The following is an 18,733-nucleotide window of genomic DNA, read 5'->3' as shown; positions in this document are numbered from 1 at the left end:
CTTTGGGAGAGGGCTAGGGTGAGGGGGGAAAGGATCAAAAGATTTTCGAGAACTTATCAATATTGCTGGCATCGTAGACGAACGGCTCGGCCATCGCGCCGTTGCCGTCCGCATCCAGCTTCACTTTGCCCAGTTTGCCCATGCTGGCCTCACCTTTCGTGGCCGTGTCTTTCACCAGATCGTCCGCTAAGTAAGTCGCGGCATAGCCCAGGTCAATCGGGTTCCAGATGGCAAAGCTCTTGCTCGCGCCGGATTTCACCGCGCCCGCCATCTCAGACGGCAGGCCTAAACCGGTGACGTACACTTTGCCAATCTTGCCCTGGTCCTTCACCGCCTGCGCGGCAGCCACAATGCCCACGGACGACGGCGAGACGATGACTTTCAGCTCCGGGTAGGTTTTCAGCAGGCCGACCGCTTCGCGGTAGCTTTTGTCAGAGAGATCGTCTCCGTAGGCCACGGTCACCAGATTGACGGACGGGTACTTCGGCAGCACCTTTTTCATCTCCGCAATCCAGGTGTTCTGGTTGGTGGAGGTTGGCGTGGCGCTCAGCACCGCTACTTCGCCCTTCTCCACGTTCAGCGCTTTCAGGGCATCGGCGGCGAGCTTGACGTTGGTTTCGCCAATCAGGGCGTTATTGGACGGGTTGAGATGGATCTGACGCCCGGCTTTCGCCACCCCGGAATCCCACGACACAACCTTAATGCCGCGCTGCATCGCTTTTTTCAGCACCGGCACGACGGCGTCCGGATCGTTCGCGGAAATTGCGATCGCATCCACGCCCTGGGCGATCAGCCCGTTCAGCACCTCGATCTGCGCTTCCGCCGTGGTGGTGGTCGGGCCGGTATAAATCACTTTTACATCGCCTAACTCTTTGGCCGCCTCCTGCGCGCCGACGTTCGCTGCCTCGAAGAATCCATTCCCTAAGGACTTCGCCACCAGGGCGATTTTCACTTCTGCTAAAGCGGAACCGGACAACGCCAGAGCGGCAACGGTGAGGATCAAGCTTGCTTTTATTTTCATTGCTTTTACTCCACTGACTTGAGTTAGTTGTAGGGATTGCAGGTGGTTTTCGCCCCGTCTCGGTGAGCGGGGCGCGATGTTGTTATTGGTACAGATCTAACGCCGACTGCATCGGGGTGACGCCAAAGCGTTTGCCCAGGGCAATCAGCTCTTCCCGGGTGATGGTCTGCTTCATGCCGCCCATGGAATAGACCTTCACCAGCACCTCCGCGGATTTCTCGGCGGTGTCGATCAGGCCGAAGGTTTCATCCAGTGTCGGGCCGCTGCCGAAGACGCCGTGGAACGGCCACAGCACCAGTGAGTGCTTCTGCATGTCCGTCGCGGTCGCCTGGCCGATTTCGTCGGTACCCGGCACCATCCACGGCAGAATGCCGACGCCGTCCGGGAACACCACCAGACACTCGGTGCTGCCTTCCCACAGTTTGCGGGTGAAGAAATCAGAATTATTTTCCAGCACGTAGGTCAGGGCGATCAGGTTGGTGGCGTGGCAGTGCATGATTACGCGGTCCTTGCCATTGGTCGCCTTAATGCGCTCGCAGTGGGAGAGGAAGTGCGCCGGCAGTTCGGATGTGGGTACCGCGTCGTCCGTCAGTCCCCAGAGAATGTGGTAACCCGCGCCGTCGCTGTCCACCTTCACCACGCCGAGGTTGGCTTCCGGGTCCAGCTGTACGTTGCGGAAAAACTTCCCGGAACCGGTGACGATAAACGGCGTGTTGGCGAGCAGCGGCATCGGCTGGCTCAGGGCGATATAGCGCGGCTTCTGGTGGAAATCGGAGGCAAATGGCTCGATATCCGCGTCGTCCAGGCGTAGCGTCAGGTTGCCGCCGTTGCGCTCATCCCAGCCCTTCAGCCAGGCGTCGGAGGTGGCTTTGATCATGCCCTGGACGAACCAGGAGGTGGTGATGGTCTGCATACTGTAGTTCCTTTGAAAATGCCGGGTGGCGTTACGCTTACCCGGCCTGGTCTTATCTGTAGGCCCGGCAAGCAACGCGCCGCCGGGCGATGTTTTTTACTGACGAGCGGCAAGAACCTCTTTCTCATACGCCCGCACGTTATCCAGCCACTGGCTGCCCGCAGGTGCATCGTGACGCTGGCAGTACATCTCCCACACCGCCTGCCACGGCAGGGATTTCTGCTCTTCCAGCAGCGCCAGGCGCGCGGTGTAGTCGCCGTTTTCTTCCAGCTGTTTCAGGGCGGCGACAGGCTCCAGCAGCGCGCGCAGCAGGGCTTTCTTCATGTTACGGGTGCCGATAACCCACGCCGCGATGCGGTTGATGGAGGCGTCGAAGAAGTCGAGGCCGATATGTACGCGGTCAAAGAGGTTGTGGCGGATGATTTCGCTGGCAATGGCCTGGGTTTCGTCATCCAGCAGCACCACGTGGTCGCTGTCCCAGCGCACCGGGCGGCTGACGTGCAGCAGCAGGCGCGGCACGTAGAGCATGGCGGCGGAGATCTTGTCGGAGATGACTTCCGTTGGGTGGAAGTGGCCGGCATCCAGGCACAGCGCGGTCTGGCGGCTGGTGGCATAACCCATGTAGAACTCGTTTGAGCCCACGGTGTAGCTCTCTGCGCCAATGCCGAACAGCTTGCTCTCGACGGCGTCGATGTGGTGCGCCGGGTCCAGCTTCTCGCTGATGGCTTCATCCAGCGCGGCCAGCAGGCGCTGACGCGGGGCCAGTCGGTCTACGGTGATGTCCTTCATGCCGTCCGGGATCCAGATATTCATTACCGATGGCGTGCCAAGCTGCTTGCCAAAATAAGCCGAGACGCGGCGGCTGGCTTTGACATGGTCGATCCAGAACTGGCGGATTTCATCGTTGGCATGCGCAAGGGTAAACCCGTCCGCGCTCAGCGGGTGCGAGAAGCAGGACGGGTTAAAATCCAGACCCAGCCGGTTGGCTTTCGCCCACGCCACCCAGTTCGTAAAGTGTTCCGGTTTGATTTCGTTACGCGCGACCGGCTCATCGGATTCGAGATAAATGGCGTGCAGGTTCAGGCGCTTTGGCCCGGGGATCAGGCTCAGCGCCAGCTCCAGATCCGCACGCAGTTCGGTGGCGTTGCGCGCTTTGCCAGGATAGTTACCCGTGGCCTGAATACCCCCCGTCAGGGAACCGCCCGGGTTCTCGAAACCGGCGACATCATCACCCTGCCAGCAGTGCATGGAGACGGGCAGACGATCGAGCTGGCGCAGCGCCTCTTCGACATCCACGCCGACGGCGGCGAAACGCTGTTTAGCCAGGTCCCAGGCTTGTTCAAGTTGAGTGGTCATGCGCAAAGCTCCTTAGTCAGTCGTTTTTGCTGAAACTGCGCCCGGTAGCGGGCAATTTCATGGCAGGGATGGGGAGTGAAGGTGGTCAGGCTGTTATTCGCCGTCACCACCGAACGGAAATCGTCGACGTTGGACAGTTCGTCCAGGGTCATCAGCTGAATGCCGATATTGCCGAGCGTGGAGGCTTCAATCGGACCTGCCACCACGGTAATGCCGCATGCATCCGCGCAGAGCTGGTTCAGCAGCTGGTTCTGGCAGCCGCCGCCCACGATATGCAGTTGTGTGAACGGTTTTCCGCGAAGGTCAGCCAGCTCGCTCAGGATGTCGGCATACAGCAGGGCGAGACTGTCAAAAATGCAGCGTGCCAGCTCGGCGGGGCGGGAAGGTACCGGCTGCCCCGCTTCAAAACAGGCGGCCTGGATTTCGGCGCTCATGTGCGCCGGGTTGATAAAGCGGTCATCGTTCGGGTTAATCAGGAAGGTACAGGCCTTCAGCGTTTCGGTTTCGGCGATAAGCTCGGGCAGGTCGGTGATGTTCTGCTCTTTCAGCACCCGCTGGAGCAGCCACAGGCCCATGATGTTCTTCAGCACCCGGTAGCGCCCTTCGGCACCGCCTTCGTTGGTGATGTTCGCGGCCAGCGCGGCATCGCTGGTGTAGGGCGTTTTGCTCTCAAAGCCCATCAGCGACCAGGTGCCGGATGAGAGGTAGGCCGCATCTTTGCCGGCGAGCGGCGAGGCAATGACCGCGCTCGCGGTGTCGTGGCTGGCGACGGCGACAACGGGGATTTTATTCCCCTGCGGGCAAAGCCAGTGGCCGATCACATTGCCCGGATGGGTTGGCGCGCCAAACCAGGACGGCGAGGCGCCCGTCCAGGCCAGCAGATGTTCATCCCAGTTATCGGTGTTGATGTTGACCAACTGCGTGGTGGTGGCGTTGGTGTATTCCCAGTTCATGTTGCCGGTCAGACGGTAGCTTAAGTAGTCCGGGATCAGCAGCGCATGCGCCACCTTTTCGACCAGCTCTGGCTGTTGCTCAACCAGCGCGCGCAGCTGATACAGCGTGTTAAACGGCAGAAACTGAATGCCGCTGCGACCATAGATGTTCTCCTTGCCAAGCTGGGCGATGGCGTGCGCCATTAGCCCATCGGTGCGGCTGTCGCGGTAGGAGACGGGCAGGCCGACGCGTTCGCCGTGACGGTCCAGCAGTACGTAATCCACACCCCAGGTATCAATGCCGATACTGTCGATGCGAATACCGTCTTCGCAGACGTTGTGAAGTCCGGTGCGGATCTCTGCTTCCAGGGCGTCGATATCCCAGGTAACAAAACCGTCCTGTTTTTGCAGACAATTGGCGAAACGGTGCATTTCGCGAAGCGTAAGGGTGTGCAGGTCGCAGTCCCAGGTGGCGAGCATTACACGGCCGCTGGATGCGCCTAAATCGACAGCCACACAATGGCGAAAAGTCATGGTCGGGTCCTTTCTTAAGTCATTAGCGAGGAGTGTAAGAAAGGGAAGAAATAGCCACCTTCTCGCCACTGACAGCCCAAATCTCGCGCTGGCAAGAAAGCAAAGATGAACGTGAGGGAGTTCACAGTTTCCAGTAATGGCGGGGTTTGCAGGCAGTGTGACGCTGACCGCATTTCCCGATCTTTCCGCCTGTTTCTTGAAAAACCGACAGCTTTTGCGCGGTTTGCTGTCAAAAATTTAAGGTGAGCGTGAAAGGCCTTAATTACTATTTTGAGAACTTTTCTCATTGGTGGGGGCCGTTATGACCGTACTGCACAGCGTCGATTTTTTTCCTACGGGGGCTTCGCCGGTCGCGATTGAGCCACGGCTGCCTCAGGCTGCGTTCCCGGAGCATCATCATGATTTTCATGAAATTGTGATTGTTGAGCACGGAACGGGCATCCACGTGTTTAACGGTCAGCCGTATACCATCAGCGGCGGTACGGTGTGCTTCGTGCGCGATCACGACAGGCACCTGTATGAACATACCGACAACCTGTGCCTGACCAATGTGCTCTATCGTTCTCCGGATGCGTTCCAGTTTCTTTCCGGGCTGAATCAGCTGTTGCCGCAGGAGAAGGACGGCCATTATCCGTCGCACTGGCGGGTGAATCAGTCCACGTTGCAGCAGGTGCGTCAGCTGGTGAGCCAGATGGAGCAGAGCGAGGATGGACAGGAGACGCACGCCATTGCTACCCGCGAGCTGCTGTTTATGCAGCTGCTGGTGCTGCTGCGGCGCAGCAGCCTGGTGGAAGGGCTGGAAAATAACGACGCGCGCCTGAATCAGCTGATGGCATGGCTGGAAGATCATTTCGCCGAAGATGTCTGCTGGGAAACGCTGGCGGATGACTTTTCGCTCTCGCTGCGCACGCTGCATCGTCAGCTCAAGCAGCATACCGGCCTGACGCCGCAGCGTTACCTTAACCGTCTGCGCCTGATCAAAGCGCGTCACCTTTTACGTCATACCGACGAAAGCGTCACCGATATCGCCTATCGCTGCGGTTTCGGCGACAGTAACCACTTTTCGACGCTGTTTCGCCGGGAGTTTAGCTGGTCGCCGCGCGATATTCGTCAGGGGAAAGACGCGTTGCTTCAGTAACGCGAGGGCAGTCACCGTTTTTTTGCTGCAAAAAGGCTAATAATGTCCGGTTATTCGCCGTAGAGGTTGTGGTGTGGCTGCTCAGCTCATTCTTCGCAAAGATGATTTTTTTGCCTCCGCGAGTCAGGCCGTCGCGGTGGCCGACCGCTACCCGCAAAACGTCTTCGCCGAGCACACCCACGAGTTTTGCGAGCTGGTGCTGGTGTGGCGGGGCAATGGCCTGCACGTCCTCAACGACCGTCCCTACCGCATCACGCGCGGAGACCTGTTCTACATCCGCGCTGAAGACAAACACTCCTACGCCTCGGTTAACGATCTGGTGTTGCAGAACGTCATCTATTGCCCCGACAGACTTAAACTGAATGTCGACTGGGCGGGCAATATCCCCGGTTTTCATAATGCCAGAGGCGAACCGCACTGGCGCTTAAGCAGCAACGGCATGGCTCAGGTGCGCCAGACGATTTCCCAGCTGGAGCAGGAGAGCCAGAAGAGCGATCCGGTGGCAAACCAGATGTCGGAGCTGCTTTTCGCCCAGCTGGTGATGACCCTGAAGCGCCATCGTTACGCTACGGATAATCCCTCTGCCACCATGCAGGAAGCGTTGCTGGATAAGCTCATCACCCGGCTTGCGGGCAGTCTGAACAAGAGTTTCGTGCTGGAAAAATTCTGCGAGCAGGAGCAGTGCAGCGAGCGCGCGCTGCGCCAGCAGTTCCGCACCCAGACGGGGATGACGGTAAACCACTATCTGCGCCAGCTGCGCATCTGCCACGCCCAGTACCTGTTACAGCATACGGAGCTGATGGTGAGTGAAGTGGCGATGCGCTGCGGCTTTGAGGACAGTAACTACTTCTCGGTGGTGTTTAACCGTGAGGTGGGGATGACGCCGGTTCAGTGGCGTCATCGCAGTCGAAAGGCAGCGTAATCAGTTCGCCATGCCGAGGCCGACGATATTGGCCGCAATGATAATCACCACGCAGCCCAGGCTCAGCACGCCAACCGGACGACGCCCGGCGTTGTTCCACTCTTTCAGCACCAGCCCAACCAGCCCGCCACACAGCACGTAGAAGCTCATGTGCAGCATCCAGCTCATGTAGTCATACTGCGCCGGAATACTGGCGTGACCCCAGGCGTAGAAGAAGAATTGCAGATACCACATCAGGCCGCCAAGGGCGGAGAGCAGGACGTTGGTGACGATCAGCGGTTTTGCCAGCGAGAAGTCGGCTTTTACCGACAGGTTGTTCACTTTTGCCAGACGAATAAAGCAGAAGCCGAGGTTTACCAGCGCGCCGCCGCCCATGATCACCACGTAGCTTGGCAGGGCAACGTACAGCGGATCGACGCCCAGCGCCGCAGCGGCGTCGTGCATCGGTTTGGCGGCATTCATGGCGAACGACATGCCCGCCGAGAAGACGCCGCACATCACCGCCAGCAGCAGCCCTTTCTTCAGGTTGAACTCTTCGGCTTTGATGCCCATCTTGCGTTCTTTCAGCTGGCCCGCGCGGGTGACGATGCCCACGCCGATCACCGCCACCAGCACGCCCAGCAGGGTCATTCGCCCTCCCTGGGTGTTGATCAGCACATCGAAGTTGCCGTTGAGGATTGGCGTCATCAGGGTGCCAACAATCAACGTTATGCCAATCGCGATGCCAATCCCCATCGACATGCCGAGGTAGCGCATGGTGAGGCCGTAGTTGATATTACCGATGCCCCACATCGCGCCGAACAGGAATACCGGCAGCAGGGTGGAGGCGTTGAAGGAGGAGAAGTAGCCCCAGAAATCGGGCAGCAGCATGGCGCTGATTGTCCAGGGCAAAATCAGCCAGGACACGGTACCGCCAACGGACCACATGGTTTCCCATGACCAGCCTTTCACCTTTTTAAACGGGGCATAGAAACAGGCTGCACTGGCCGCGCCTATCAAATGCCAGAAGATACCCATCGTAATCGCATGATTCATTTTTACATCCTCATCGTTTTTATAGCCGGAGGCTTCCCGCCGACTTGATGAGTGTAAAAATGAGGCGGTTTGGGAACCTTCAGAAGGTTGCCGCACTTTTGTTCAGGATGGCAATCAGCACGTTAAACACGTGAGCAGACTCACAATTTTGTCATTTATCAAAAACCGAATAACCTTATAAAAACTACGGCATTGATAATCATTTTCAATATCATTTAATTAACTATAATGAACCAACTGCTTACGCGGCATTAACAGCTGTGCCGCCCGACAATAATGGAGAGGATTATGAGTTATACACTGCCATCCCTGCCGTATGCCTACGACGCACTGGAACCGCATTTCGACAAGCAGACGATGGAAATCCATCACACTAAACACCACCAGACCTACGTGAACAACGCGAATGCTGCGCTGGAAAGCCTGCCAGAGTTCGCTAATCTGCCTGTTGAAGAGCTGATCACCAAACTGGACCAGCTGCCAGCAGACAAGAAAACCGTGCTGCGCAACAACGCGGGCGGTCACGCTAACCACAGCCTGTTCTGGAAAGGCCTGAAAACCGGCACCACCCTTCAGGGCGACCTGAAAGCGGCTATCGAGCGTGACTTCGGTTCCGTTGACAACTTCAAAGCGGAATTCGAAAAAGCCGCTGCAACCCGTTTCGGCTCTGGCTGGGCGTGGCTGGTTCTGAAAGGTGACAAACTGGCGGTCGTTTCTACCGCTAACCAGGATTCCCCGCTTATGGGTGAAGCTATCTCTGGCGCATCCGGCTTCCCAATTCTGGGTCTGGACGTGTGGGAACACGCTTACTACCTGAAGTTCCAGAACCGTCGCCCTGACTACATCAAAGCCTTCTGGGACGTGGTGAACTGGGACGAAGCAGCAGCGCGTTTCGCCGCTAAAAAATAAGGTTGCATTGACGCCTGTGAGAAGCGAGTCTGATGACTCGCTTTTTTTGTATCTGAAGGAGTGGAGATGCATTACCCGGTGAATGTGTTTACAGGCAAGGTAAGGGAGTACGAAGGCAGCCGCCCGAGTGCCATCGCCAAAGTGCAGGTCGACGGTGAGCTGACGTTGACCGATCTCGGGCTTGCGGGTGACCAGCAGGCTGAAAAGAAAATCCACGGCGGGCCCGATCGCGCGCTGTGCCACTATCCGCGCGAGCACTATCAGCACTGGAAAACCGAATTTCCTGAACAGGCTGACCTCTTCGTCGCCCCCGCGTTTGGCGAAAATCTCTCAACGGAGGGGCTGACGGAGAAGAACGTCTTTATCGGCGATATTTACCGCTGGGGCGATGCTTTGATTCAGGTCACCCAGCCGCGCTCACCGTGCTTTAAGCTTAATTACCATTTCGGCATTCAGGATATGTCGGCCCAGTTGCAAAACGCGGGTAAAACCGGCTGGCTGTATCGCGTTGTGCAGGCGGGACAGGTTTCGGCGGATGCGCCGCTTGAGCTGGCTTCGCGTTTGAGTGAGGTGTCGGTGTACGAGGCCTGCGCAATTGCCTGGCATATGCCGTTTGATGACGATCAGTATCACCGTCTGCTGTCAGCGGCGGGATTATCCACCAGCTGGACCAGAACGATGCAGAAGCGGCGGATAAGCGGCAAGATCGAGAGCAGTTCGCGGAGATTATGGGGGAAATAGTTCCCGCAGAAAGTAGGCCGGGTAAGGCGAAGCCGCCACCCGGCACATACGGTTACGAACGCTTATACAGCGGCAGCCACAGCGTTAACCTGAGCCCGCCCAGCGGGCTGTCATCGGCTTTCACCCAGCCACGGTGCTGTTGCATGGCGGTTTCAACAATCGCCAGACCCAGTCCCGTACCGCCAGATTCACGGTCGCGTGCCTCGTCGGTACGGTAGAACGGACGGAAAATCTGCTCGCGATCTTCCGGGCTGACGCCAGGACCGTCGTCGTCGACAATGACGGTTATCCCGTCTTTATCCACCGAGAACGCCACCTCAATCTTCGTGTGCGAGTAGCGCAGGGCGTTACGCACGATATTCTCCAGCGCGCTTTCCAGCGTGTTGGGGTTACCGTAGAGCGGCCACGGGCCCGGCGGGAAGTTGACGGTGAACGATTTGCCCATCTGCTCCGCTTCGAACGCCGCGTTGTCCAGCACCTCATGCCAGAGGTGATTGGCTTTCACCGTTTCGCTCACCAGCGCGTTTTTCTGCTGATTGCGCGACATCACCAGCAGATCGTTTATCATGCTGTCCAGGCGATGCGCTTCCGTCTCAATACGCTCCAGCTCTTTGCTCTCACCGCTGCGGCGGCGCAGCAGGGCGGTACCCAGCTGTAAGCGCGTGAGCGGGGTACGCAGTTCGTGCGAGATATCCGACAGCAGGCGCTGCTGGGCCGTCATCATGCGATCGAGCGCGCTCACCATCTGGTTAAAACTGGTCCCGGCGGCCAGGAACTCCTGCGGCCCGGATTCCAGCTCCGGATGCTGCCTCAGGTTGCCCTGCGCCACTTCGTCCGCCGCATTTTTCAGCTTACGCGCCGGTTTCGCCAGGCTCCACGCCAGCCATAACAGCAGCGGGGAACTGACCAGCATCGTGACAATCAACAGCAAAAGCGGACGGTCAAACAGCAGGTTGATGAAGTCGGACTGGGAACTGCTCGCAGGGCGAATCAGGTAGAGCTGATAATTGTCTTCCCCGTCCCGAACCGAGAAAGGACCAACCATCTCTACCCGACCATATTTCTTTTTCTGTGGGTGATCGGCGTTATCCGCCTGGCCAATAAAGTTGCGGATAATCTGCATTTCATTGCGATCGGCTCCAATCACGCGACCTTCGCTGGTGACCAGTAAAAGACGTTGTCCGGGGGGTGCCCACTTGTCGATAGCGCGAAACAGCCTGCGCCACCACATTAAATCGTTCGGCGGATCGTTTGCCAGCTCCGCTTCCACGTGCTGCTCGATCATCACGCCCTGACGTTGCTCGCTGTCGAGTAGCTCCGTCATCTGGCGTGAGTCGAGTTTTGGCAACATCAAAACGAGCATTAAAACCAGTGCCAGCGTCAGCCAGAAGATGGCGAAGATGCGGGCGGTTAAGCTGCCTATCATGAAGCGGAAACCATCAGATAACCACGACCACGCAGGGTTTTGAACCAGGGATGACCGTCTTTACGCTCCGGCAGCTTACGGCGCAGGTTCGAGATATGCATGTCGATGGCGCGGTCAAACGGGGTGAGGCGTTTGCCCAGCACTTCCTGGCTTAAGTGTTCACGCGACACCACCTGGCCGAGATGCTGCGCCAGCAGATACAGCAGGGTGAACTCGGTGCCGGTTAGCTCCAGCGTTTCACCGTCGAAGCTCGCTTCCTGGCGGCCCGGGTTCAGGCTCAGGGAGTCCACTTCCAGCGTAGGTGAGCTGTTGTCGGTATTCTGCTGCTGCTCGCTCCAGTGAGAGCGGCGCAGGATCGCGCGAATACGGGCCACCAGTTCACGGTCGTTGAACGGCTTAGGTAAATAGTCATCCGCACCCAGCTCAAGGCCGAGTACGCGGTCAAGCTCGCTGCCGCGTGCGGTCAGCATAATGACGGGGGTCTGGTGTGTCTGGCGAAGCTCTTTCAACGTATCAATACCGTTTTTCTTCGGCATCATGACGTCGAGCAAAAGTAAATCGATGCTGTCGTCAAGGAGACTCAGCGCCTGCTCGCCATCATGGGCAACCAGGACGTTGAAACCTTCCATGTCGAGCAACTCCTTTAAAAGAGATGTGAGCTCTCGGTCATCATCAACTAACAGGATTTTATTCATTGTTTAAATACCTCCGAGGCAGAAATTACGACATCAAGGCTATCTAATCCATGACTTTACGTTGTTTTACACCCCCTGACGCATGTTTGCAGCCTGAATCGTAGACTGTCTCTCGTTGAATCGCGACACGAAAGATTTTGGGAGCAAGTGATGCGCAAAGTTACCGCTGCCGTCATGGCCTCAACGCTGGCCTTCAGTGCGTTTAGCCAGGCTGCTGTAGCTATCATCAGCGATAACGGTTCCTCAGCAGAGGGCGCAACGCAGCACAGCAGCCAAAGCCATATGTTTGACGGCATAAGTTTAACCGAACATCAGCGTCAACAGATGAGAGATCTGATGCAGAGGGCAAGACACGACCAGCCCCCTGTTAATGTTAGCGAAATGGAGACAATGCATCGCCTTGTCACCGCAGAAAATTTTGACGAAAGCGCTGTACGCGCTCAGGCCGAAAAAATGGCGCAGGAACAGGTTGCCCGCCAGGTAGAGATGGCGAAGGTTCGCAACCAGATGTTCCACCTGCTAACGCCCGAGCAGCAAGCGGTTTTGAATACCAAACATCAGCAACGTATGAACCAGTTGCGTGAGGTTGCACGGATGCAGCGAAGCTCAGATATGACGCTTTTCAGTAGCAATAGCAGTACCCGTAGTAACCAGTAAACCCTGTTTTCCTTGCCATAGACACCATCCCTGTCTTCCCCCACATGATGTGGGGGTTTTTTTTGCCCATCGTTCCGGTTTGTTAACGCTTTATTCATCCTTTCACTCCACCACCATCCGTTATACTAGCGCCATGGCATGACAGGAGTGTTTATGAATCAATCCTATGGGCGGCTGGTAAGCCGAGCCGCAATAGCCGCGACGGTGATGGCGTCGTGTTTACTGATCATTAAAATTTTCGCGTGGTGGTACACCGGATCGGTCAGTATTCTGGCGGCGCTGGTGGACTCACTGGTGGATATTGCCGCCTCGCTGACCAACCTGCTGGTGGTGCGCTACTCGCTGCAACCGGCGGATGAAGAGCATACGTTTGGCCACGGCAAAGCGGAATCGCTGGCCGCGCTGGCACAAAGCATGTTTATTTCGGGCTCTGCGCTTTTCCTGTTTTTGACAGGCATTCAGCATCTTGTTTCGCCGTCACCAATGAACGATCCGGGCGTTGGCGTGGTCGTAACGGTAGTTGCACTTATAAGCACACTTGTTCTTGTAACGTTCCAGCGCTGGGTTGTACGCAAAACACAAAGCCAGGCTGTACGGGCCGATATGCTTCATTATCAGTCTGATGTTATGATGAATGGGGCTATTCTTATTGCGCTTGGTCTGGCCTGGTATGGCTGGCATCGGGCCGATGCGTTGTTTGCGTTAGGGATAGGGATCTATATTTTATACAGCGCCTTGCGGATGGGGTATGACGCGGTACAGTCGCTTCTTGACCGTGCGCTTCCGGATGCAGAACGTGATGAAATTTATGCCATCGTGACCAACTGGCCCGGCGTCAGTGGTGCTCACGATCTTCGTACGCGGCAGTCAGGGCCGACCCGCTTTATTCAGATTCATTTGGAAATGGAAGACAACCTGCCACTGGTTCAGGCGCATATGGTCGCTGAACAGGTGGAGCAGGCGATTTTGCAGCGTTTCCCTGGGTCAGACGTCATTATTCACCAGGACCCATGCTCTGTCGTACCCAGGGCGTTTTGAGCTTTCGTAATTCGTTGTAAAAAAGTGAGCCAGAGCAGCATTTTGTGGATAAATTACCACCATATGGCCTGACCTGAATCAATTCAGCTGGAAGGGATTGATATACTATTTGCAGTATTCGACGGTTGAACAGTTTCTTCCGGCAGCAGATTTCAATTTTGCATTCCTAAGTTCAGAGGTAGTCATGATTAAGAAAATCGGTGTGTTGACAAGCGGCGGTGATGCGCCGGGCATGAACGCGGCAATCCGTGGGGTTGTCCGTGCAGCGCTGACGGAAGGTCTGGAAGTTTTTGGTATCTATGACGGTTACCTGGGTCTGTATGAAGACCGCATGGTTCAGCTCGACCGCTACAGCGTGTCTGACATGATCAACCGTGGCGGTACTTTCCTCGGTTCTGCACGCTTCCCGGAATTCCGTGACGAACACATCCGTGAAGTGGCTATCGAAAACATGAAAAAACGGGGTCTGGATGCGCTGGTGGTTATCGGCGGCGACGGCTCCTACATGGGTGCAAAACGTCTGACTGAAATGGGCTTCCCGTGCATCGGCCTGCCTGGCACCATCGACAACGACATTAAAGGCACCGACTACACCATCGGTTACTTCACCGCGCTGGGTACCGTTGTGGAAGCGATTGACCGCCTGCGTGACACCTCTTCCTCTCACCAGCGTATTTCCATTGTTGAAGTGATGGGCCGTTACTGCGGTGACCTGACTCTGGCGGCGGCAATTGCCGGTGGCTGTGAGTTCGTGGTGGTGCCGGAAGTGGAATTCAGCCGTGAAGATCTGGTCGCTGAAATCAAAGCTGGTATCGCGAAAGGCAAAAAACATGCGATCGTTGCCATCACCGAGCACATCTGTGACGTTGACGAGCTGGCGAAGTACATCGAAACCGAAACCAAACGCGAAACCCGCGCGACCGTTCTGGGTCACATTCAGCGTGGCGGTTCCCCAGGCCCGTACGACCGTATCCTGGCGTCCCGCATGGGCGCGTACGCGATCGAGCTGCTGCTACAGGGCCACGGCGGCCGCTGCGTCGGTATCCAGAACGAGAAACTGGTTCACCATGACATCATCGACGCCATTGAAAACATGAAGCGTCCGTTCAAAGGTGACTGGCTGGACTGCGCGAAAAAACTGTACTGATTGGCTCTGTTGCCCGGTGGCGGCAAGGTAAATGCAAAACGGTAACCCTTGGGTTACCGTTTTTTATGGTTGCTCCCTCTCCCGTGGGAGAGGGTTGGGGTGAGGGCATCAGGCCGCTCATTCATTTTTTTATTCCTTCACGTTATAGCCAATCTTTTTTTATTCTTTAATCATCGATTAGCTTTCTGGCACGCTGCATTCATCAAAACACTACACAAGAGAGCTGGGCGATGAATAAATGGGGCGTGGGGTTAACATTATTGCTGGCATCAACCAGCGTTCTGGCAAAGGACATTCAGTTACTGAATGTGTCGTACGATCCGACGCGTGAACTGTACGACCAGTACAACAAAGCTTTCGCGGCGCACTGGAAACAGGAAACCGGCGATAACGTGGTGGTTCGCCAGTCTCACGGCGGTTCCGGTAAGCAGGCGACATCGGTGATCAACGGTATCGAAGCCGACGTGGTGACCCTGGCGCTGGCTTATGACGTGGATGCGATCGCGGAGCGTGGCCGTATCGACAAAAACTGGATCAAGCGCCTGCCGGACAACTCTGCGCCATACACCTCGACCATCGTCTTCCTGGTGCGCAAAGGCAACCCGAAACAGATTAAAGACTGGAACGACCTGATTAAGCCTGGCGTGTCTGTCATTACCCCGAACCCGAAAAGTTCCGGCGGCGCACGCTGGAACTACCTGGCGGCCTGGGGCTACGCGCTGCACCACAACAACGGCGATCAGGCCAAAGCACAGGACTTCGTCAAAGCACTGTTTAAAAACGTCGAAGTGCTGGACTCCGGCGCGCGCGGCGCAACCAACACCTTCGTCGAGCGCGGCATCGGCGACGTGCTGATCGCCTGGGAAAACGAAGCCCTGCTGGCGACCAACGAGCTGGGTAAAGACAAGTTCGAGATCGTCACCCCGAGCGAATCCATCCTCGCTGAGCCGACCGTCTCCGTCGTCGATAAGGTTGTTGATAAGAAGGGCACCAAAGCGGTGGCGGAAGCCTACCTGAAGTACCTCTACTCACCGGAAGGGCAGGAAATTGCGGCGAAAAACTTCTACCGCCCACGCGATGAGGCCGTCGCGAAGAAATACGAAAACGCCTTCCCGAAACTGAAGCTGTTTACTATCGATGATGTTTTTGGCGGCTGGACCAAAGCGCAGAAAGAGCACTTCTCTAACGGCGGCACCTTCGACCAGATCAGCAAGCGCTAAGCGTTTTACAAAGAACGACACGGTAACCCGGTGTGAGAAATCCGCCGGGTTTTTTATTTGGTCATCATTTTGCGTTACTCTTTTGCCTCTATTGAAAACAGGGAACGCGTTGTGAAAAAAATTATCTTACTGATTCTGATCGTTATCGCCCTTGCCGCAGGCGGCGTGTACTGGATGAAAGCGGGTAATCCGAATGCGTTGCGTCATATCGTTCTCGACCAGTGTGTGCCCAACCAGCTGCATAACCGTAACCCGGCACCGTGCGCGCAGGTGAAGCCAGATGCGGGCTACGTGGTGTTCAAAGACCGCAACGGACCGTTGCAATACCTGCTGATGCCCACGTACCGTATCAACGGCACTGAAAGCCCGCTGCTGACAGAGCCGCAGACACCGAATTTCTTCTGGCTGGCATGGCAGTCTCGTCATTTTATGAGCATGAAACGAGGGGCCGACGTGCCTGACAGCGCCGTTTCGCTAACCATCAACTCCCCGACCGGGCGCACGCAAAACCATTTTCATATCCACATCTCCTGTCTGCGCCCAGACGTGCGCGAGAAGCTGAACGCGTCGCAGGGGCAAATCAGCACCCAGTGGTTACCGCTTCCGGGCGGGCTGGAAGGGCATGAATACCTTGCCCGTCGGGTGACGGAGAACGAACTGGTGCAGCGCAGCCCGTTTATGATGCTGGCGGAAGAGCTGCCAGAAGCGCGCGACCATATGGGACGCTTCGCGCTGGCGATGGCGCAGCAGTCAGACGGCTCGTTTGTATTGCTGGCGACAGAGCGTAATTTGCTTACCTTTAACCGCGCGTCAGCTGAGGAATTGCAGGATCATCAATGCGATATCCTGAAGTGACCCCACCATAAATAGCGTTTACTCGCCCTGCCTGTCGCCGTAGACTTGCTGAAAAATTCTACAGGAGACAGGTATGTCGCTCTGGTTAACGCATCCTCTGCTGCTTCCCTCGCTGATCGTCGGCGTCACCATCGTGCTGTGGGCGACGTCGCTGTTGCCCGAATTTATCACCGCGCTGCTGTTTTTCACGGCGGCGATGACCGCCAGAATCGCCCCGCCGGAAGTAATCTTCGGCGGCTTCGCCTCGTCTGCCTTCTGGCTGGTGTTCAGCGGCTTTGTGCTGGGTGTGGCGATTCGGAAAACCGGCCTGGCGGACAGGGCCGCCCGGGCGCTGTCGGCAAAGCTTACCGACTCCTGGGTGCTGATGGTGGCAAGCGTTGTGCTACTGAGCTATGCCCTGGCATTCGTGATGCCGTCGAACATGGGACGTATTGCGCTGCTGATGCCGATTGTCGCCGCGATGGCGAAGCGGGCCGGCATTCCTGATGGCTCGCGGGCCTGGTTTGGCCTGGCGCTGGCGGTCGGGTTTGGCACCTTCCAGCTCTCGGCCACTATTTTGCCCGCCAACGTGCCCAACCTGGTGATGAGCGGCGCGGCGGAAGGCTCATACGGCATCCACCTGAACTATGTTCCGTATCTGCTGCTGCACACCCCGGTGCTGGGTATTCTCAAAGGCCTGATTCTGATTGGCCTGATCTGCTGGCTGTTCCCCGGCAACCCGAAACCGGCGAAGGATCTCGCGCCATCGGAACCGATGGGGCGTGACGAAAAACGGCTCGCCTGGCTGCTGGCGGTGGTGTTGACGATGTGGGTGACGGAGAGCTGGCACGGCGTGGGCCCAGCGTGGACAGGGCTGGCGGCCTCGGTCGTCGTTATGCTGCCGCGTATAGGTTTTATCACCGGGGAGGAGTTCTCGGCGGGGGTGAATATGCGCACCTGTATTTACGTCGCGGGTATACTCGGGCTGGCCATTACGGTGACGCAGACCGGTATCGGTGCGGCCGTAGGCGAGGCGTTGCTCCATATCATGCCGCTGGATGCAGATCGCCCGTTTACCAGCTTCCTGGCGCTGACGGGGATCACCACGGCGCTCAACTTCATTATGACCGCCAATGGCGTTCCGGCGCTGTACACCACGCTGGCGCAGAGCTTCTCGGACGCGACCGGCTTCCCGCTGCTGTCGGTGATCATGATCCAGGTGCTGGGGTATTCCACACCGCTGCTGCCGTATCAGGCGTCGCCAATTGTGGTGGCGATGGGCTTAGGGAAAGTGCCTGCGAAGGCGGGGATGCTGCTCTGCCTGGCGCTGGCGATTGCGACGTATCTGGTGCTGCTGCCGCTGGATTATTTGTGGTTTAGCGTATTAGGACGTTTGTAGTGGTTTTGTAGGGCGGGTTAGCGAAGCGCCACCCGCCCCAAAGGCAATTACGCCTGCTTAGCCGCTTCTGCCGCTTTAACGATCACCGCGAAAGCGTCTGCTTTCAGGGATGCGCCGCCCACCAGCGCGCCATCGATGTCTGGCTGGGTGAACAGCTCAGCTGCGTTTGATGCGTTAACGGAACCGCCGTACTGGATGATGACCTGCTCAGCCACTTTCGCGTCTGCTTTTGCAATGTGGTCACGAATGAACTTGTGCACCGCCTGTGCCTGCGCAGGGGTTGCAGATTTGCCTGTACCGATCGCCCAGACTGGCTCGTAAGCGATAACCGCGCCTTCGAACGCTGCCGCGCCCTGGGTTTTCAGCACAGCGTCGATCTGACGTGCGCACACTTCTTCGGTTTTACCCGCTTCGTTTTCTGCCTCGGTTTCACCGATGCACAGAACCGGGATCAGACCCTGCTCTTTCAGCACAGCGAATTTCTTCGCGATGAACTCGTCAGATTCTTTGTGGTAGGTGCGACGCTCAGAGTGGCCGATGATGATGTATTTCGCGCCGATGTCTTTCAGCATTTCAGCGGAGGTTTCACCGGTAAACGCGCCAGACAGGTTAACGTCAACGTTCTGCGCGCCCAGAATGATGTGGCTGCCGTCAGCGGCACGTTTAGCCAGATCCAGGTACATATCCGGCGGAGCGATAGCAACCGCGCAGCCGGTCACGCCAGCCAGCTCTTTACGCAGGTTAGCAACCAGTTCGTTTACCATGTGGCGGCTGCCGTTCAGTTTCCAGTTACCCATCACTAAAGGATGTCGCATT

Annotated in this window: 18 protein-coding genes; 10 read left to right on the top strand and 8 right to left on the bottom strand. The window is 57.0% G+C overall.

Annotated elements, in window-relative coordinates; translation table 11 throughout:
* Nucleotides 1–34: 34 nt before the first annotated feature.
* The 4 genes from rhaS (ACOTZD_RS20480) to rhaB form a co-directional block, all read right to left on the bottom strand.
* Complete coding sequence (gene rhaS, locus ACOTZD_RS20480) at nucleotides 35–1,021, bottom strand: rhamnose ABC transporter substrate-binding protein (protein ID WP_421636363.1); 987 nt, start codon at nucleotides 1,019–1,021, stop codon at nucleotides 35–37.
* Nucleotides 1,022–1,103: 82 nt separating this feature from the next.
* Nucleotides 1,104–1,934: a rhamnulose-1-phosphate aldolase gene (rhaD, locus tag ACOTZD_RS20475; protein WP_003861989.1), complete on the bottom strand. Its 831-nt coding sequence runs from the start codon at nucleotides 1,932–1,934 to the stop codon at nucleotides 1,104–1,106.
* Between the two features lie 96 nt (nucleotides 1,935–2,030).
* Nucleotides 2,031–3,290 (bottom strand): L-rhamnose isomerase, encoded by a 1,260-nt coding sequence (gene rhaA, locus ACOTZD_RS20470; RefSeq protein ID WP_174402271.1) that lies wholly within the window; start codon nucleotides 3,288–3,290, stop codon nucleotides 2,031–2,033.
* Nucleotides 3,287–4,756, bottom strand: coding sequence for a rhamnulokinase (gene rhaB, locus ACOTZD_RS20465; protein ID WP_022652069.1), 1,470 nt, complete (start codon nucleotides 4,754–4,756; stop codon nucleotides 3,287–3,289). The genes rhaA and rhaB overlap by 4 nt, the downstream gene beginning before the upstream one ends.
* A gap of 301 nt (nucleotides 4,757–5,057) precedes the next feature.
* Between rhaB and rhaS (ACOTZD_RS20460) the strand changes: the two genes are divergently transcribed.
* Entirely contained in the window at nucleotides 5,058–5,894 is an 837-nt protein-coding gene (gene rhaS / locus ACOTZD_RS20460) for an HTH-type transcriptional activator RhaS (RefSeq protein WP_022652068.1), read from the top strand.
* A gap of 73 nt (nucleotides 5,895–5,967) precedes the next feature.
* Complete coding sequence (gene rhaR / locus ACOTZD_RS20455; protein WP_048210855.1) at nucleotides 5,968–6,816, top strand: HTH-type transcriptional activator RhaR; 849 nt, start codon at nucleotides 5,968–5,970, stop codon at nucleotides 6,814–6,816.
* On the opposite strand, the gene rhaT is transcribed toward rhaR, so the two are convergent.
* A complete protein-coding gene (gene rhaT, locus ACOTZD_RS20450) occupies nucleotides 6,817–7,851 on the bottom strand; it encodes an L-rhamnose/proton symporter RhaT (RefSeq protein ID WP_022652066.1) in 1,035 nt (344 codons plus the stop codon).
* Nucleotides 7,852–8,139: 288 nt separating this feature from the next.
* On the opposite strand from rhaT, the gene sodA reads away from it, so the two are divergent.
* Both sodA and yiiM read left to right on the top strand, forming a co-directional pair.
* Entirely contained in the window at nucleotides 8,140–8,760 is a 621-nt protein-coding gene (gene sodA / locus ACOTZD_RS20445) for a superoxide dismutase [Mn] (protein WP_003861999.1), read from the top strand.
* 66 nt (nucleotides 8,761–8,826) lie between these two features.
* Nucleotides 8,827–9,501 carry a 6-hydroxyaminopurine reductase gene (gene yiiM / locus ACOTZD_RS20440; protein ID WP_003862001.1) on the top strand — a complete coding sequence of 225 codons (675 nt, stop codon included), beginning with the start codon at nucleotides 8,827–8,829 and terminating at the stop codon, nucleotides 9,499–9,501.
* Nucleotides 9,502–9,553: 52 nt separating this feature from the next.
* On the opposite strand, the gene cpxA is transcribed toward yiiM, so the two are convergent.
* Both cpxA and cpxR read right to left on the bottom strand, forming a co-directional pair.
* Nucleotides 9,554–10,927 carry an envelope stress sensor histidine kinase CpxA gene (gene cpxA, locus ACOTZD_RS20435; protein ID WP_015569937.1) on the bottom strand — a complete coding sequence of 458 codons (1,374 nt, stop codon included), beginning with the start codon at nucleotides 10,925–10,927 and terminating at the stop codon, nucleotides 9,554–9,556.
* Nucleotides 10,924–11,622 carry an envelope stress response regulator transcription factor CpxR gene (gene cpxR / locus ACOTZD_RS20430; RefSeq protein ID WP_003862004.1) on the bottom strand — a complete coding sequence of 233 codons (699 nt, stop codon included), beginning with the start codon at nucleotides 11,620–11,622 and terminating at the stop codon, nucleotides 10,924–10,926. The genes cpxA and cpxR overlap by 4 nt, the downstream gene beginning before the upstream one ends.
* Before the next feature lie 150 nt (nucleotides 11,623–11,772).
* Here cpxR and cpxP point away from each other — a divergent pair, with 150 nt between their 5' ends.
* The 6 genes from cpxP (at nucleotide 11,773) to ACOTZD_RS20400 (ending at nucleotide 17,917) form a co-directional block, all read left to right on the top strand.
* Complete coding sequence (cpxP, locus tag ACOTZD_RS20425; protein WP_003862006.1) at nucleotides 11,773–12,279, top strand: cell-envelope stress modulator CpxP; 507 nt, start codon at nucleotides 11,773–11,775, stop codon at nucleotides 12,277–12,279.
* 153 nt (nucleotides 12,280–12,432) lie between these two features.
* Nucleotides 12,433–13,317 carry a CDF family cation-efflux transporter FieF gene (gene fieF, locus ACOTZD_RS20420; protein WP_022652064.1) on the top strand — a complete coding sequence of 295 codons (885 nt, stop codon included), beginning with the start codon at nucleotides 12,433–12,435 and terminating at the stop codon, nucleotides 13,315–13,317.
* A 184-nt stretch (nucleotides 13,318–13,501) separates the two neighbouring features.
* Nucleotides 13,502–14,464 carry a 6-phosphofructokinase gene (gene pfkA / locus ACOTZD_RS20415; protein ID WP_003862009.1) on the top strand — a complete coding sequence of 321 codons (963 nt, stop codon included), beginning with the start codon at nucleotides 13,502–13,504 and terminating at the stop codon, nucleotides 14,462–14,464.
* 230 nt (nucleotides 14,465–14,694) lie between these two features.
* A complete protein-coding gene (locus ACOTZD_RS20410) occupies nucleotides 14,695–15,684 on the top strand; it encodes a sulfate ABC transporter substrate-binding protein (protein WP_003862012.1) in 990 nt (329 codons plus the stop codon).
* A 111-nt stretch (nucleotides 15,685–15,795) separates the two neighbouring features.
* Nucleotides 15,796–16,539 carry a CDP-diacylglycerol diphosphatase gene (locus tag ACOTZD_RS20405; RefSeq protein WP_003862014.1) on the top strand — a complete coding sequence of 248 codons (744 nt, stop codon included), beginning with the start codon at nucleotides 15,796–15,798 and terminating at the stop codon, nucleotides 16,537–16,539.
* Between the two features lie 73 nt (nucleotides 16,540–16,612).
* Nucleotides 16,613–17,917, top strand: coding sequence for an SLC13 family permease (locus tag ACOTZD_RS20400; RefSeq protein ID WP_045331518.1), 1,305 nt, complete (start codon nucleotides 16,613–16,615; stop codon nucleotides 17,915–17,917).
* Nucleotides 17,918–17,964: 47 nt separating this feature from the next.
* Here ACOTZD_RS20400 and tpiA read toward each other — a convergent pair whose 3' ends face one another.
* Complete coding sequence (tpiA, locus tag ACOTZD_RS20395; protein ID WP_003862019.1) at nucleotides 17,965–18,732, bottom strand: triose-phosphate isomerase; 768 nt, start codon at nucleotides 18,730–18,732, stop codon at nucleotides 17,965–17,967.
* Between the last annotated feature and the right edge of the window lies 1 nt (nucleotide 18,733).

The sequence above is a fragment of the Enterobacter cloacae complex sp. SHL022 genome (genome assembly GCF_049237785.1).
Lineage (GTDB): Bacteria > Pseudomonadota > Gammaproteobacteria > Enterobacterales > Enterobacteriaceae > Enterobacter > Enterobacter hormaechei_C.
Note: the sequence above shows the minus strand (reverse complement) of the source record. Positions and strands in the feature narration are given on the sequence as shown.